This is a genomic window from Pseudomonas sp. 2(2015) (genome assembly GCF_000955865.1).
Lineage (GTDB): Bacteria > Pseudomonadota > Gammaproteobacteria > Pseudomonadales > Pseudomonadaceae > Aquipseudomonas.
In genome coordinates this window covers 25645-40079 of the sequence record NZ_JYOF01000015.1, presented here as the reverse complement: position 1 = coordinate 40079, position 14435 = coordinate 25645, and the positions used below count along the sequence as shown (strand labels likewise).

At 62.1% G+C, this 14435-nt stretch carries 14 protein-coding genes; 11 read left to right on the top strand and 3 right to left on the bottom strand.

Annotation, left to right across the window (positions count from 1 at the left end):
- Positions 1–175 precede the first annotated feature (175 nt).
- From phhA to UB48_RS19735, 5 genes are all read left to right on the top strand, one after another.
- Entirely contained in the window at positions 176–964 is a 789-nt protein-coding gene (gene phhA / locus UB48_RS19750; protein WP_045200144.1) for a phenylalanine 4-monooxygenase, read from the top strand.
- A gap of 42 nt (positions 965–1006) precedes the next feature.
- Positions 1007–1363: a 4a-hydroxytetrahydrobiopterin dehydratase gene (locus UB48_RS19745; protein ID WP_036994257.1), complete on the top strand. Its 357-nt coding sequence runs from the start codon at positions 1007–1009 to the stop codon at positions 1361–1363.
- Positions 1363–2556, top strand: a complete 1194-nt coding sequence (locus tag UB48_RS19740) for an amino acid aminotransferase (RefSeq protein ID WP_045200140.1) — start codon at positions 1363–1365, stop codon at positions 2554–2556. Before UB48_RS19745 ends, UB48_RS19740 begins: the two co-directional genes overlap by 1 nt.
- A 62-nt stretch (positions 2557–2618) precedes the next feature.
- Positions 2619–2912 (top strand): hypothetical protein, encoded by a 294-nt coding sequence (locus tag UB48_RS27755; RefSeq protein WP_156160224.1) that lies wholly within the window; start codon positions 2619–2621, stop codon positions 2910–2912.
- A 100-nt stretch (positions 2913–3012) separates the two neighbouring features.
- On the top strand, positions 3013–4212 hold the full coding sequence (locus UB48_RS19735; protein ID WP_045200137.1) for an MFS transporter: 1200 nt from the start codon (positions 3013–3015) through the stop codon (positions 4210–4212).
- Here the strand turns inward: UB48_RS19735 and arfB are convergent.
- The gene (gene arfB, locus UB48_RS19730; RefSeq protein WP_045200136.1) at positions 4206–4619 is read right to left on the bottom strand and encodes an alternative ribosome rescue aminoacyl-tRNA hydrolase ArfB; all 414 of its coding nucleotides are present in this window, start codon (positions 4617–4619) and stop codon (positions 4206–4208) included. The two genes, UB48_RS19735 and arfB, sit on opposite strands and share 7 nt — an antisense overlap.
- A gap of 333 nt (positions 4620–4952) precedes the next feature.
- A complete protein-coding gene (locus UB48_RS19725; protein ID WP_045200134.1) occupies positions 4953–5267 on the bottom strand; it encodes a helix-turn-helix domain-containing protein in 315 nt (104 codons plus the stop codon).
- Positions 5268–5631: 364 nt separating this feature from the next.
- Here UB48_RS19725 and UB48_RS19720 point away from each other — a divergent pair, with 364 nt between their 5' ends.
- The 6 genes from UB48_RS19720 (at position 5632) to UB48_RS19695 (ending at position 12388) form a co-directional block, all read left to right on the top strand.
- Positions 5632–6285: a DUF1120 domain-containing protein gene (locus UB48_RS19720; RefSeq protein WP_045200132.1), complete on the top strand. Its 654-nt coding sequence runs from the start codon at positions 5632–5634 to the stop codon at positions 6283–6285.
- Positions 6286–6440: 155 nt separating this feature from the next.
- Entirely contained in the window at positions 6441–7079 is a 639-nt protein-coding gene (locus tag UB48_RS19715; RefSeq protein WP_045200130.1) for a DUF1120 domain-containing protein, read from the top strand.
- Positions 7080–7217: 138 nt separating this feature from the next.
- Positions 7218–7859, top strand: coding sequence for a DUF1120 domain-containing protein (locus tag UB48_RS19710; protein WP_045200128.1), 642 nt, complete (start codon positions 7218–7220; stop codon positions 7857–7859).
- A 138-nt stretch (positions 7860–7997) separates the two neighbouring features.
- Positions 7998–8714, top strand: coding sequence for a fimbria/pilus chaperone family protein (locus UB48_RS19705; RefSeq protein WP_082075481.1), 717 nt, complete (start codon positions 7998–8000; stop codon positions 8712–8714).
- Complete coding sequence (locus UB48_RS19700) at positions 8711–11173, top strand: fimbria/pilus outer membrane usher protein (RefSeq protein ID WP_052676545.1); 2463 nt, start codon at positions 8711–8713, stop codon at positions 11171–11173. The genes UB48_RS19705 and UB48_RS19700 overlap by 4 nt, the downstream gene beginning before the upstream one ends.
- A gap of 87 nt (positions 11174–11260) precedes the next feature.
- Positions 11261–12388 carry a DUF1120 domain-containing protein gene (locus UB48_RS19695; protein WP_045200127.1) on the top strand — a complete coding sequence of 376 codons (1128 nt, stop codon included), beginning with the start codon at positions 11261–11263 and terminating at the stop codon, positions 12386–12388.
- 45 nt (positions 12389–12433) lie between these two features.
- Here the strand turns inward: UB48_RS19695 and UB48_RS19690 are convergent, their stop codons facing one another.
- Positions 12434–13855, bottom strand: coding sequence for an amino acid permease (locus UB48_RS19690; RefSeq protein ID WP_045200547.1), 1422 nt, complete (start codon positions 13853–13855; stop codon positions 12434–12436).
- Positions 13856–14435 lie beyond the last annotated feature (580 nt).

Sequence of the window (14435 nt, the reverse complement as noted above, 5' to 3'; positions counted from 1 at the left end):
ATTAAAGCACCCGTTTTTTCGGGATTCCGGCTATTTCGTAAAGTTATCGTTACAAAATCCGAGGCAGTTCAAGCGCGAAGCTGCCGTCAGGACGCTGCAAACCGGACCAATGCGGGTTATCACTAGGGCAATGGCTTGAACACATAACAAGAATGGCCCTCAGCAGGAGAGCAGCATGAAACAGACGCAATACGTGGCTCGCGAGCCCGATGCGCAGGGTTTTATCGACTACCCGCAGCAGGAACACGCGGTGTGGAACACCCTGATTACCCGTCAATTGAAGGTGATCGAAGGCCGCGCGTGCCAGGAATACCTGGACGGCATCGAACAGCTGGGCCTGCCTCACGACCGTATCCCGCAGCTGGGTGAGATCAACAAGGTGCTGGGCGCCACCACCGGCTGGCAAGTTGCCCGGGTACCTGCCCTGATCCCCTTCCAGACCTTTTTCGAACTGCTGGCCAGCAAGCGCTTTCCGGTAGCCACCTTCATTCGTACCGAAGAAGAACTCGACTACCTGCAAGAGCCGGACATTTTCCACGAGATCTTCGGCCATTGCCCGCTGCTGACCAACCCCTGGTTCGCCGAATTCACCCACACCTATGGCAAGCTCGGCCTGCAGGCCACCAAGGAAGAGCGCGTGTACCTCGCCCGCCTCTACTGGATGACCATCGAGTTTGGCCTGGTCGACACCCCGCAAGGCCGCAAGATCTACGGCGGCGGCATTCTTTCTTCACCGAAAGAGACCGTCTACAGCCTGTCCGGCGAGCCCGAGCACCAGGCGTTCGATCCGCTGGAAGCCATGCGCACGCCGTACCGCATTGATATCCTGCAGCCGCTGTACTTCGCCCTGCCCAACCTCAAGCGCCTGTTCGACCTGGCCCACGAAGACATCATGGGCATGGTCCACACGGCAATGAAGATGGGCCTGCACGCACCGAAATTTCCACCCAAGGTCGCCGCCTGAGCGACCTTGCAAACCAATAACAAACCACTTGCGGAAAACCTTATGAACGCCTTGAACCAAGCCCACTGCGAAGCCTGCCGTGCCGATGCTCCACAGGTCAGCGACGAAGAACTGCCGGTACTGATCAAGCAGATCCCGGATTGGAACATCGAAGTCCGTGACGGCATCATGCAGCTGGAAAAAGTTTTCCTGTTCAAGAATTTCAAGCACGCCCTGGCCTTCACCAACGCCGTTGGCGAAATCTCCGAAGCCGAAGGCCATCACCCAGGCCTGCTGACCGAATGGGGCAAAGTCACCGTGACCTGGTGGAGCCACTCGATCAAGGGCCTGCACCGTAACGACTTCATCATGGCCGCGCGCACCGACGAGGTCGCCAGCACCGCAGAAGGCCGCAAGTAATGCACTTCGGCGCCATCGGGCGCGTACCCGGCGATCCGATCCTCGGGCTGATGGAGGCGTATGCCAAGGACAGCAACCCGAACAAGTTCGACCTCGGTGTCGGCGTGTTCAAGGATGCCCAGGGCCTGACGCCGATTCCGGCCGCGGTCAAACAGGCTGAACAGCGCCTGCTTGAGCAACAGGCAAGCAAGAGCTACGTCGGCGGTCATGGCGATGCGGCATTTGGCCGACTGATCAGCGAACTGGTACTGGGCAGTGATTCGTCGCTGCTCAGCCAGCAGCGCGCCGGCGCCACCCAGACCCCGGGCGGCACCGGTGCCCTGCGCCTGGCGGCGGAGTTCATCGAACACTGCCTGCCGGGCCGCGGTATCTGGCTGAGTGATCCGACCTGGCCAATCCACGAAACCATCTTCGCCGGCGCCGGCCTCAAGGTCAGCCACTATCCCTATGTCGGCACCGACAACCGTCTGAACGTCGCCGGGATGCTGGCCGCCCTGGAAGTTGCGCCCAAGGGCGACGTAGTGTTGCTGCACGCCTGCTGCCACAACCCGACCGGATTCGACCTGAGCCAGGACGACTGGCGCGCCGTGCTCGAGGTGGTGCGCCGCCGTGAGTTGCTGCCGTTGATCGACTTCGCCTACCAGGGCTTTGGCGATGGTCTGGAAGAAGACGCCTGGGCGGTACGGCTGTTCGCCGCCGAACTGCCTGAGCTGCTGATTACCAGTTCCTGCTCGAAGAACTTCGGCCTCTATCGCGACCGCACCGGCGCTCTGCTGGTGTGCAGCCACGATGCCGACAAGCTGCTGGATGTGCGTAGTCAACTGGCATTACTGGCGCGCAACCTGTGGTCGACACCACCGGATCATGGCGCGGCGGTAGTGGCGCAGATTCTTGGCGACGCCGACCTCAAGCGCCTGTGGGTCGAAGAAGTCGAGGCCATGCGCCAGCGCATTGCCGAGCTGCGGGTCGGTCTGGTCGAGGCCCTGGCGCCCCACGGCCTGAGCGAACGTTTCGCGCACATCGCCGAGCAACGCGGGATGTTCTCCTACACCGGCTTGTCACCGGAGCAGGTCAAGCAACTGCGTGAGCGCCACAGCGTGTACATGGTTGGTACTGGCCGGGCGAACATCGCCGGCGCCGATGCGGCACGCCTTGAGGCACTGGCTGCGGCCATCGCCGACGTCTGTCGCTAAAAGCATCGCTGGCAAGCCAGCTCCCACAGGTCATGCATACACCGGACCTTGTGGGAGCTGGCTTGCCAGCGATCGGCTGCGCAACAGCCCCGGAAGATCCGCCGACCTTCAACACCAATCGGCAGGAAAATTCATACTGTCATTCAGACTCCTGTATCCTGCACAGGCTTTCACAAGCCCATGCGCGCCTTGCGCAGCCTTTCCACACACTTGCGAGGAACGACGAGATGCATGAAATCCCGAATCTTCCCTTCCCAAGCCTGAACCCAGAAGAGCAGACTCCTGCCACTCACAGCGCCGAACCAGCCCAGGCTGAATACGACGGCGACGAAACTTCCAGCGCCGACCAGGAATAACTCGCGCAACGATCAGACTGTGTGAAAACGGCTGATGCAGGGACCACCCCGTCAACACGTTTTCACACCGTCAAGAATTCCCCTTTACGAAAGCCCGCACATGCCCGACTCACCGCGCCCCCTTGCGGTCACCCTGCAAGTCGTCTCCATCGTCCTGTTTACCTTCATCGGCTACCTGAACATCGGCATTCCTCTGGCCGTTTTGCCTGGCTATGTGCACAACGACCTGGGCTTCGGCGCCGTAGTCGCGGGCCTGGTGATCAGCGTGCAGTACCTGGCCACTCTGCTCAGCCGCCCCTACGCCAGCCGCCTCATCGATAACCTGGGCAGCAAGCGCGCGGTGCTCTATGGCCTGGCCGGTTGCGGCTTGAGCGGCGTGTTCATGCTGCTTTCGGCGTGGCTGCAACATGCGCCCTGGCTAAGCCTGGCCAGCTTGCTGGTCGGGCGCCTGGTGCTGGGCAGTGCCGAAAGCCTGGTGGGTTCGGGCTCCATTGGCTGGGGCATTGGCCGGGTCGGCGCGCAACACACCGCCAAGGTAATCTCCTGGAACGGCATCGCCAGTTACGGCGCGCTGGCCATCGGCGCGCCGCTGGGCGTGGAACTGGTGCAACGCTTCGGCCTGTGGAGCATGGGCGCCAGCATTTTACTGCTGTGCGTACTGGGTCTGGCGCTGGCCTGGCCGAAAACCGCCGCCCCGGTAGTGGCGGGTGAACGCCTGCCGTTCCTGCACGTGCTCGGGCGGATATTCGGCCATGGCTCAGGGCTGGCCCTGGGCTCGATCGGCTTTGGCACCATCGCCACCTTCGTCACCCTGTACTATGCCAGCCACAACTGGAACAACGCGGCCCTGTGCCTGAGCCTGTTCGGCGCCTGCTTCATTGGCGCGCGACTGCTGTTTGGCAATCTGATCAATCGCATAGGCGGGTACCGGGTGGCGATCGCCTGCCTGTCGGTAGAAACCCTCGGCCTGCTGTTGCTCTGGCAGGCACCGAGCGCCGAGCTGGCCCTGGCCGGTGCGGCGTTGAGCGGCTTTGGTTTCTCGCTGGTGTTTCCGGCCCTGGGGGTCGAAGCGGTGAACCTGGTATCCGCCTCCAACCGCGGGGCGGCCGTGGGCGCCTATTCGCTGTTCATTGACCTGTCGCTGGGCATCACCGGCCCGTTGGCCGGGGCAATTGCCGCCGGCTTCGGCTTTGCCTCGATCTTTGTCTTTGCCGCCGGCGCCTCGTTCTGCGGCCTGCTATTGAGCCTGTATCTGTACCGCCAGGCCCGCCTGCAACCGCCGCGGCATTTGTCTCAGTAATCGATCTTGCCGCGCCCGGCCTTGATGACGCCGCGCTTGCTCTTGGTGTCCAGGCGCCGGGTTTTCGAGCCCAGGGTCGGCCGGGTCGGGCGCCGCGCCTTTTCCACTTTGGTCGCCGAGAGAATCAGTTCGCGCAGGCGCTCCAGGGCATCGGCGCGGTTCTGCTCCTGGGTTCGATACTGCTGGGCCTTGATGATGATCACCCCGTCCCGGGTAATGCGGCTGTCGCTCAGCGCCAGCAGACGCTCCTTGTAGAACGGCGGCAATGACGAAGCCTGGGTGTCGAAACGCAGGTGCACGGCGCTGGAGACCTTGTTGACGTTCTGCCCGCCGGCGCCCTGGGCGCGGATGGCAGTCAACTCGATCTCGTCGTCCGGGATCTGCACCGCGTTGGATAACTGCAACATCACACATCCTTTGATCAAACATTCAGGCCGACTCAGGTATTCGGCAGCGTCCCCGCTCAGCTTCTTGCGCTCCCAGGCACAGCACCTGGGCTACACGCTGTACGCAGCCCTGGTCCACCGGGGACAACTGGCGAAACAAAATCAGCAGCTCGTTTTCGACTTCACTCAAGCGTTGCACAGGCGAAGCCTTACTTTCCGTGTTGAATGCGCAGGTTTTATGCTCCGACATGATCACCCTTCCCTAGCGAGACTGAATGCATCGACGTTACGAGCAATTCCCTGCGGACCCACCAGGACCGTTCCGAGCGTTTCGTAGGAAAATTGAGATAATAGCTATACGCCACTACCCTTCGCGTCGTGCATGGCCCCGACAATTCTATGCACAACTTCTTGGTCAGCGATAGCCAGTGATCGGTACTGAGCCAGCAATCGCTGCTCCGGTTCATTCAACGAAGCGCCATCATCGATCGTGCGCACACCGGTGATCACGTAGCGCACATCGACACCAACCCCGGCGACCGCCGCCAGATACGCCGCATCCGGGTTGCGCTCGCCTTTTTCATAGCTGCCCTGGGTATTGCGGTTGACCCCGCCAAGCTGGGCGAAATCATCCTGGCGAAGGCCCAGGCGGGTACGCTCCTGACGCAATCGTTCACCGCTTTGTGCCGATTTCGGTGCAGTTGTTGCACAATTTTTCAATCAAAACCCCTTTACACGAACATTTTTTTGGGCATAATCGGCATCCGAACAACACAGACAGCCTTGCCGAGCACTATGCCCCCGCTGTTTACTCCTGGGCAAGGCCAAGCAAAGCACATAAAACCAAACATTCGCACGTTCTATCGTCTAGCCAAAACGTGTGAAAAATCGTCACGGATGACACAGGATCAGGGCTCGCCCTGGTAACTGGTACAGCAGGCATGCCCAGCGCGCCTGACGAGCCATCCGCTGCCGGCCCCACCCTAAGACCAACCACGGCACGGAGGTTCATTCATTTTCAAAGGACCGAATAATGAACACCAAGCCTTTGTGCACCCTGACCGCACTGCTGACCTTTGTCAGTGCTGGCGCCCATGCCAGCAGTACCGACGTCAATATCAGCGGCACCATCACTCCTGCAGCTTGTACGCCGTCGCTCTCCAGCAATGGCCAAGTCGATTTCGGCAACATCAGCATGCCCGATCTCACTCCGCAGCCCGGCATCCCCGACCACTCGGTCCTGGCGCCGCGCAGCCTGACCTTCAGCGTCATCTGTGACCGTGCCACCCGCTTTGCCCTGGTAGCCACCGGCAACCGTCGCGACAGCAGCTCGATCCCCCTGCCCAAGGCGTTTGGCCTGGGCACTACCAGCGGCGGAGAGGCCATCGGCTTCTACAGCGCGACCTGGCCCGACAACGGCGCCACCCTCGACAACCTGCCGGCCGACACCCTGTATTCCGAAGACAGCGGCAGCACCTGGGTGAAAGTCCCAGGCAGCGGCTTCGAGCACCTGGGTGACAAGCCCGAGTCACGCCTGGGCTTTGCTCTGCGGGGGCAGACCAGCCCCAGCGCAGCCGAAGTCCTCAACCTGCGACTGGACGTGGCCGGCTGGCTGCGCAACGACATGACCCATGTCGATGAGGCGCTGCTCGATGGGCACATGACCATCGAGTTGCAGTACCTCTAGCGGGTAACAGAACGCCCACGCGTTACAAGTAATTACTAGAACCCGCCGAACGCCCGACGTTTTTCCCTGGCAAGTCCGACAGGGAACAGACAACTGCGCTCGCGAAACGGGTCACATCGCAATACCCAACACCAACACTTAAAAGGAAAACCGTTGTGAAAAAGTCCGTATTGTCCCTTGCCGTGCTGATAAGCCTGACCACTGCCAACGCCATGGCAGCCACCACCGACCTGACCGTGTCCGGAACCATTACGCCGGCCGCTTGCACCCCCACCCTGAGCAATGGTGGGCAGGTGGAGTACGGCTCGCTGGCATTGACCGAGCTTGAAGAAACTTCTGCTGGCTACCAGCTGCCCAATAAAACCTTGAGTTTCTCCATCGAATGCAGCGCACCGGCCGCCTTTGCCCTGATCGCCAACGACAACCGCCGCGACAGCAGCCCGGCCAACCCCTGGCTGTTCGGGCTGGGAACCCATCAAGACCAGGCCATTGGTCACTTCGCGATGAAGTGGAACTATGAAACCCTCGTGATTGATGGCACCCAGGGCTATACCATTGAATCTCACGACAACGGCAACACCTGGAGCAATATCCTCGACGGCGTTCTGTATGACGCCGGACGTGCGCCGTCCCACCTGGTGGGCTTCTCCACCACCGGCAGCGAACTGGGGCCGGCTCCAGCGACCAGCGTCAACCTGACCATGATTGTCGGTGGTTTCATCAACAAAGACCTGACCCTGAACGGGGCCATGGAGCTCGACGGCAGCGCCACCCTCGAAGTCAAGTACCTGTAAGGCAACGGCCGCTATCCAACTGATACAAAAGGCCCCTGATCGCCGAATGGCGTTCCCCTGCCTGCTGGACAGCAGGACGGGGGAACCGCGCTCGCGAGACAGGACACTTGCACCCTACAGAACTTGAAGGACCGTACTGTGAAAAAGTCCGTACTGAGCCTTGCCGCACTTATGAGCCTGGCCACTGCCAACGCCATGGCCTCCACTGCCGAACTCACTGTGACCGGCACCATTACCCCGACAGCCTGCACCCCTACCCTGGGCAATGGTGGCGTGGTCGATTACGGAAACATTGCCTTGTCCAATCTGGAAGAAGGGCCAACCGAGTACAAGCTTCCGGCTAAAACCCTGAGCCTCTCGATCGATTGCGACGGCCCTACCACCTTTGCCCTGGCTGCCAATGATAATCGACGAGATGCCACTGATCCGCGAAACTATCGCTTTGGCCTGGGCATGCACGAGGGCGAAAGCTTCGGCTCTTACATGATGTCGTGGGAATTCGAAAATACCCTGATCGATGGTGAGCAGGGGTACAACTTCTACTCAGACGATGGCGGTCATTCCTGGAGCGGACTAGGTGACGACCGAGGCAGTCTGGCCGATACCGGCAAAACACCGGGCTTTCGCGCAGGGATCGCCAAATCGATACAACTACGCCCCGACCCCGCCAGAAATGTGAGCCTGCTGATGGACCTTCGGGGCTACATCAAGAAAAGCCTGACCGTCACCGGCACGATCCCTATCGATGGCAGTTCTACCATTGAAGTGTTCTACCTCTGACCGCAGATCCCAAGGGGCGCGAACAGGGAACCCTCGCACCCCGGCCATGACCCACGGCCAGTGCACTCCCCCGCCATGAGCTTGCCGGATGCAACTCAAGGGGAGCTGCGCCCGACGCCGCACAAGAACATTACAACCATGACTATTGCGTGCAAATCCTTTGCCGGCGGCCTGCTGCCTGCGATTTTTATCTGCACCCTACCCCTGATGCAGGCACACGCCGACGGTATGGTGCCCAGAACCTCGGTGGTGATCGTTGAAGAAGCCCGCGCCAACGGCAGCGACTTCGTGGTCACCAACACCGATCCGCATGCCGCCCTGCTGGCGGTATTTATCGAAAACCCGAGCGAAGACACCGACAACCTGCTGGTGGTGCAGCCCACGGTGGCGCGGGTCGAAGCCGGCAAAGAACAACAGGTGATCTTCCACTACGTCGGCAAGGAACAGTTGCAGACCCAACGCTTGCGCCGGGTGATCTTCGAAGGTATCCGCGAAACCGCAGCGGGCGATCCCGGGGCCATGCGGGTCAACTTCGGCGTGCGCCAGAACCTGCCGGTGATCCTCCATCCCAAGGGCCTGGCGCGCAACAGCGAACCGTGGAAAGGCCTGACCTGGCGCATCGACGGCAAGCAACTGCGGGTGGAGAACAACACCCCCTACGTGGTGCGCCTGGCCCAGGAGCTGAAACTGTTGCCCGGCCAGCACGCCCTGGACCTTGGCCGCACCTACCTGCTGGCCAATCAAACCATCACCCTCGACTTGCCTGATGCCGCCGCTGCGGCCAACACCGTGCGCTTTCAGCCGGCCACGGTCTATGGCTTTGCGGTCGATCCATACGAGGCACGCATCCTGTGAAGGTCATCGACAATGCCATTGGCAAACCGCGACCACGCGAGCAACTGATACTGGGCCTGTGCCTGACCCTGCTGGGGCTTGAGACCTTCAAACCGGCGCGAGCCGCCAATGAAGCCGCAGCGCCCGGGCACAGCGTGTTCGACCAGGAGGTCCTGCGCCAGCGCGGTATCGACCCCAAGCTGGCCGCCCTGTTTGGCCGGCAAACCCGCTTCCCGCCAGGGCGTCAGCAGATCAGTTTGAGCGTCAACGGCCGCGACAAGGGCACCACCCAGGCGCGTTTCGGCGAGGATGGCAGCCTGTGCGTCGATAATCCCTTGCTGGCCTTCGCCGGGCTGCGCCAACCCGCCGAGTGGTCCACCACCCTGGATGCCCAGGAGCAGCCTGCCGATCCGGACTGCCTGGCCTTGGCCACAGCGTTCCCCCAAGCCCAGGTCGAACTGCAACCCGGTCAGCACCAGGTGCGACTGTTCGTACCGGACCAGGCGCTGCTGGACGAGCGGCAATTGTCCGACGACTACAGCCAGGGCGGCATTGCCGGGTTGTTGAACTACGACATTTTCAGCTCGTTCAACCGCTACGATGGCCAGTCCAGCCGTTATGCCGCGGCCAATACCGAACTGGGCCTGAACCTGGACAACTGGATCCTGCGCAGCCGCCAGGTGCACAGCCGCTTCGATGGCAAGATGCGCAGCGAAATGCTCGACACCTATGTGCAACGCAGCTTCGCCCAGCACCGCAGCCTGTTCCAGGCCGGCGAGATCAGCCTGGTCAACCCGGTGCTCAACGGCGCGCAGATCATTGGCGCGCAGCTCACGCCGGAGTATGGCCTGCTCTCGCAGCTCGACAACGCCAGCGTGCAGGGTATCGCCAACAGCCAGGCGCGGGTCGAGGTGCACCAGAACGGCGCCTTGCTGTACAGCACCGTGGTACAGCCCGGGCCCTTCACCCTCACCAACATCCCGCGCATCACCTCGCGTTCGGACCTGGAAGTGACGGTGATCGAAACCAATGGCGAGCAACGGCGCTTTCGCGTACCGGCCAGCCTCGCCGCCAGCGCCCGCCCGCAAAGCGGCTACAGCGTCGGCGCCGGCGTGGTGCGCAGCCATGGCCATGGCAGCGACGACCCGGCGGTGGTGAGCCTGGGTCAGTCTGGCGCCCTGGGCAATACCTCGGTCATCAGCAGCGGCCTGATCCTCGCCCAGGGCTATCGCAGCCTTGGCGCCAGCCTCGGCACCGCGCTCACGCCGCAGCTCAGCACCGAGGTGTTTGCCATCGGCGCGCAAGCCAGCAGCCTCGATCAACAGGGCGCGCAACTGGGCGGCCAGCTCAACTGGCAAATGCACGAGCAATGGAGCAGCCTGGTGGCCGCCAACCACCGCAGCCGCGGCTACCGCGAACTGCTCGACAGCACCTACCGCGACAATGATCAGTTCGCCTCCAGCTACCGCGACCAGTTCAGCACCAGCCTGCGTTGGGCCAGCCGCGCCCTGGGCAGCCTCAACCTGGGATACACGCAAAGCACCTACTACGAGCACGACAGCACGCAACGGCTGTTTTTGTCCTGGGGCAACAGCTACGGCGGTGTCACACTCTCGGCGACGGTGGAAAAAGCCCTGAGCAGCAGCGACGGCTACAACGATGACGCCGTGTATTTCAGTGCCAGCATCCCCCTGGATGGTCGCCGGCGCCTGCGCAGCAGCGTGCGCCATAACGACAGCAGTACCACCAGCACGGTGGCTTACAACGAGCAGGTCAGTGACAGCCTTGGCTATCGTCTGGGCGCCGAACATCGTTCCGGCGATTCCAGCACCCTGGCCAGCGCCGGTCTTTCGGCATTACCGCGCTACACCCAGCTGGACCTGAACTACAGCGGCGACGGCGACAACAGCAACTACAACCTCGGCCTGCGCGGCGGCATCGCCGTGCATGGGGCCGGGATCACCCCCTCGCCCTACCCGATCCGCGATACCTTCGCGATCCTCTCGGTCACCGACACCCCCGGCGTCAAGGCCAGCACCCCGAGCGGCCCGGTGTGGACCGATCATGCCGGCAACGCGGTGGTGGCCTCGCTCACCGCCTATGGCAAAAGCCCGGTCGAGGTCGACACCCAGAGCCTGCCGACCCACATCAACGTCGACCAGGGCGCCGGCGTACTGCGCGCCACTCGCGGCGCGGTGCCGCGCCTGAGCTTGCGCGCCTGGAGTGTCCGCCGGGTACTGCTGACTTTGCTCGACAGCAGCGGCCAGCCATTGCCCAGCGGCGCGTCGGTGTTCGACGATCGCGGCCGCTTCATCAACCTGGTGCAACCGGGCGGGCTGGTGTTCATCGACAACAGCGCCGACATCGGCCACCTGATCATCAGCGACCACCAGGCCCGCGAATGCCGCGTCACCCTCGACCCGGATACCGGCGCCAGCAGCGACAGCTACTACACCCAGGCCCAACGCACCTGCAGTTGACCCCCCTTCGCGACGACATGACGCCAGACGGCAGCTACACCTTGTGTCGTCCTTCCATACACCGCTTTGGTGAGGATGCGTCAAATCATGAACACCCGGTACAAACCCCAGCTTGCAATGCTCCTTCTCTGCGGCCTGCCGCTGACAGCCTTCGCCAATGAATGCCGATTACAGATCACGCCGACGCCGCTGGACTATGGCACCCTCGACCGCAGCCGCCTGCAGCCCGGCAGCCCAGGCCTGGCACTGCCGGAGAAATCCGCGCAGTTGACCCTGAGCTGCAGCGAAAGCACCGACCTGAGTGTGTTCTATACAGCCAATGCCCTGGACGGCGAGCGCTTCGAACTCGCCGCTGGCGGGCACTACCGAATACGTGCCGCCGATGCCGTGGTCGACGGCGAACGCGTTGACCTGGCCCGGATCGAACAAACCGGCGCCGTGCCGGGCCCGGCCAGCGCCTCGCTGGGCTGGCAGCCGCGTAGCGGCATGGTCCCGGTCCGGGCCGGCAAAGCCGTGCAAGGCCGCAGCCTGAATCTGACCCTGGTGTTCGAAGCCGAGCTGTCTGCCAAGGCTTTCGAAGTGCGCGAGTCGACCTCATTGCGCAGCAGCGGGCAGTTCGCTGCCCCGGCCTCCGGCAGCACTGCCGAACTGGCCTTGCAATGGCAGATCCAGCCAGCGGCCTGCACGCCATTGCTGTCCCAGGGCGGGGTGGTGGACTACGGCAAGATCAGCCTGCAGAGCCTTAACAGCGACAAGCGCACGCGCCTGCCCACGCGCCAGCTGAACCTGTCGATCCAGTGCGACAGCCCGGCGCGCTATGCCCTGCTGATGCAGGACAACCGCGACGGCACGGCGGTGGTCGATTCGCTGAATTTCTACGGTTTGGGCCGCGATGCCAGCGAGAACAAAATCGGCCTGTACGAGGTGCAGATCGACCCGTTGCACATCAGCGCCGACCAGTTGCCGGCGGTGTACCTCACCCAGTCGACCCGCGGCACCGGCTGGAGCACCGCAGGCAGCACCAGCAAAGCGCTGACCACCACTACCCTGCTCGGCTTCAATGATGTCGAGAACAACAGCAACGGCCCGATCGCCATCCGCCACCTGAGCACGCCAATCAACATCATGCCGGTGATCGCCGCCACCAGCGAACTGGACAACCGCCAGGACATCCACCTCGACGGCTCGGCGACGATCGAGATCATTTACCTGTAAACGAAAACGCCCCGGATAACCGGGGCGTTTTTTCAACCGTGTGAATCAGCGCTTGAGCGAGGCCGGGGTAGCCGCTGCCGCCGCTTTGCTGCGGTTGGTTTTCAGGCTGTAGCAGACCACCATCACCAGCAGCCAGACCGGAATCGCGTAGACGGAGATCTGGATGCCCGGGATCTGCAGCATGATGCCCAGGATCAGCACCACGAAGGCCAGGCAGATGTAGTTGCCATAGGGGTACCACAGCGCCTTGAACAGCGGGGTCTGGCCGGTCTTGTTCAGGTGCTGGCGGAACTTCAGGTGCGAGTAGCTGATCATCGCCCAGTTGATCACCAGGGCGGCCACTACCAGCGACATCAGCAGCTCCAGCGCGTGCTGCGGGATGAAGTAGTTGAGCAGCACCGCGACCAGGGTCACCGCTGCCGAAGCCAGGATCGAACGCACCGGCACACCGCGCTTGTCGATCTTCGCCAGGCCCGCCGGGGCATCGCCCTGTTCGGCCATGCCGTAGAGCATACGGGCGTTGCAGTAGGTACCGCTGTTGTACACCGACAGCGCCGCGGTCAGCACCACGAAGTTGAGGATGTGCGCAGCAACATCACTGCCCAGCAGCGAGAACACTTGCACGAACGGGCTGGCGCCGTAGGTTCCACCGGCGGCATCGAGGCTGGTGACCAGGCTGTCCCATGGGGTCAGCGACAGCAGCACGACCAGGGCACCGATGTAGAAAATCAGGATGCGGTAGATCACCTGGTTGATCGCTTTGGGGATCACAGTCTTCGGCTTGTCGGCTTCAGCAGCGGTGAAACCGAGCATTTCCAGGCCGCCGAAGGAGAACATGATGATCGCCAGGGCCATGACCAGGCCGCTGACGCCATTGGGGAAGAAGCCGCCGTGTTCCCACAGGTTGCTCACCGAAGCTTGCGGGCCGCCGCTACCGCTGGCCAGCATCCAGCTGCCCAGGGCGATCATGCCGACAATGGCCAGGACCTTGATGATCGCGAACCAGAACTCGGCCTCGCCGAACACCTTGACGTTGGCCAGGTTGATCGCGTTGATGAGGATGAAGAAAGCAGCCGCCGAGGCCCAGGTCGGGATCTCCGGCCACCAGTAGTGCACGTACTTGCCGACGGCGGTGAGCTCCGACATGCCCACCAGGATGTACAGCACCCAGCAGTTCCAGCCCGACAGGAAGCCGGCAAAACCGCCCCAGTATTTGTGCGCGAAGTGACTGAAGGAGCCGGCTACCGGCTCTTCGACGATCATCTCGCCGAGCTGGCGCATGATCATGAAGGCAATGAAGCCACAGATCGCATAGCCGAGGATCATCGACGGGCCCGCCGACTTCATCACCCCGGCCGAACCCAGGAACAGCCCGGTACCGATTGCACCGCCCAGGGCGATCAACTGGATATGGCGATTTTTCAGGCCGCGTTTCAGCTCGCCTGAATGCGTGTTTTGTCCACTCATGAACGAAGTCACCTGCTTGTTTTTATCTGTGACGGAATCGGACCCACCGCGCTCGTGGCGCAGCGGAATTAACAAGGTGATTACCTTGAGGATCTTGGCCAACTGCTGCCCGTCCAGGGCATAAGCCGTGGGCGAATCAGCCGGGTGTCAGCAAGAGTGCGCGGTACGCATTGGGGTCACAGTTAAAACGCGGCGCATTGTATACCCCTACAGACGCGCAGGGGTCAACACGTTGCGTGACTGTCTGACGACAAAACGCACCGGTCCTGAGGAAGGGTTCTAGCCTGGGGAGGTAATCGGCGTACATGGCGCCTCCATTTGTTCTTATTGAATGCCCGGCTCTCCGGCCCGGCTTTGCACACGGCAATGGCGCCTATCTCACCGCTCCCGGGGCCTGCGAACAAGCTGTTGACGGGCAGGTAAAGCGCCCTGGCCCGGGGCTTTCGGCAAGTTCTGTTTACACCCATAGAAATCTCCAGCCAGGGCCCGTGTACCGGCTGATATTTGTAACGATTTATTTACATGATGGTGTAAAAACTTTCCACGGCTTACGGAAGTGTCTGTAAGACAAGGAAATTTG

Excerpts from the sequence above, each read along its gene's own strand:
- UB48_RS19735 (WP_045200137.1), top strand. The coding sequence starts at position 3,013 with ATGCCCGACTCACCGCGCCCCCTTGCGGTCACCCTGCAAGTCGTCTCC.
- UB48_RS19740 (WP_045200140.1), top strand. The coding sequence starts at position 1,363 with ATGCACTTCGGCGCCATCGGGCGCGTACCCGGCGATCCGATCCTCGGG.
- phhA (WP_045200144.1), top strand. The coding sequence starts at position 176 with ATGAAACAGACGCAATACGTGGCTCGCGAGCCCGATGCGCAGGGTTTT.
- UB48_RS19745 (WP_036994257.1), top strand. The coding sequence starts at position 1,007 with ATGAACGCCTTGAACCAAGCCCACTGCGAAGCCTGCCGTGCCGATGCT.
- arfB (WP_045200136.1), bottom strand. The coding sequence starts at position 4,619 with ATGTTGCAGTTATCCAACGCGGTGCAGATCCCGGACGACGAGATCGAG.
- UB48_RS19690 (WP_045200547.1), bottom strand. The coding sequence starts at position 13,855 with ATGAGTGGACAAAACACGCATTCAGGCGAGCTGAAACGCGGCCTGAAA.
- UB48_RS19705 (WP_082075481.1), top strand. The coding sequence starts at position 7,998 with ATGACTATTGCGTGCAAATCCTTTGCCGGCGGCCTGCTGCCTGCGATT.
- UB48_RS19695 (WP_045200127.1), top strand. The coding sequence starts at position 11,261 with ATGAACACCCGGTACAAACCCCAGCTTGCAATGCTCCTTCTCTGCGGC.
- UB48_RS19720 (WP_045200132.1), top strand. The coding sequence starts at position 5,632 with ATGAACACCAAGCCTTTGTGCACCCTGACCGCACTGCTGACCTTTGTC.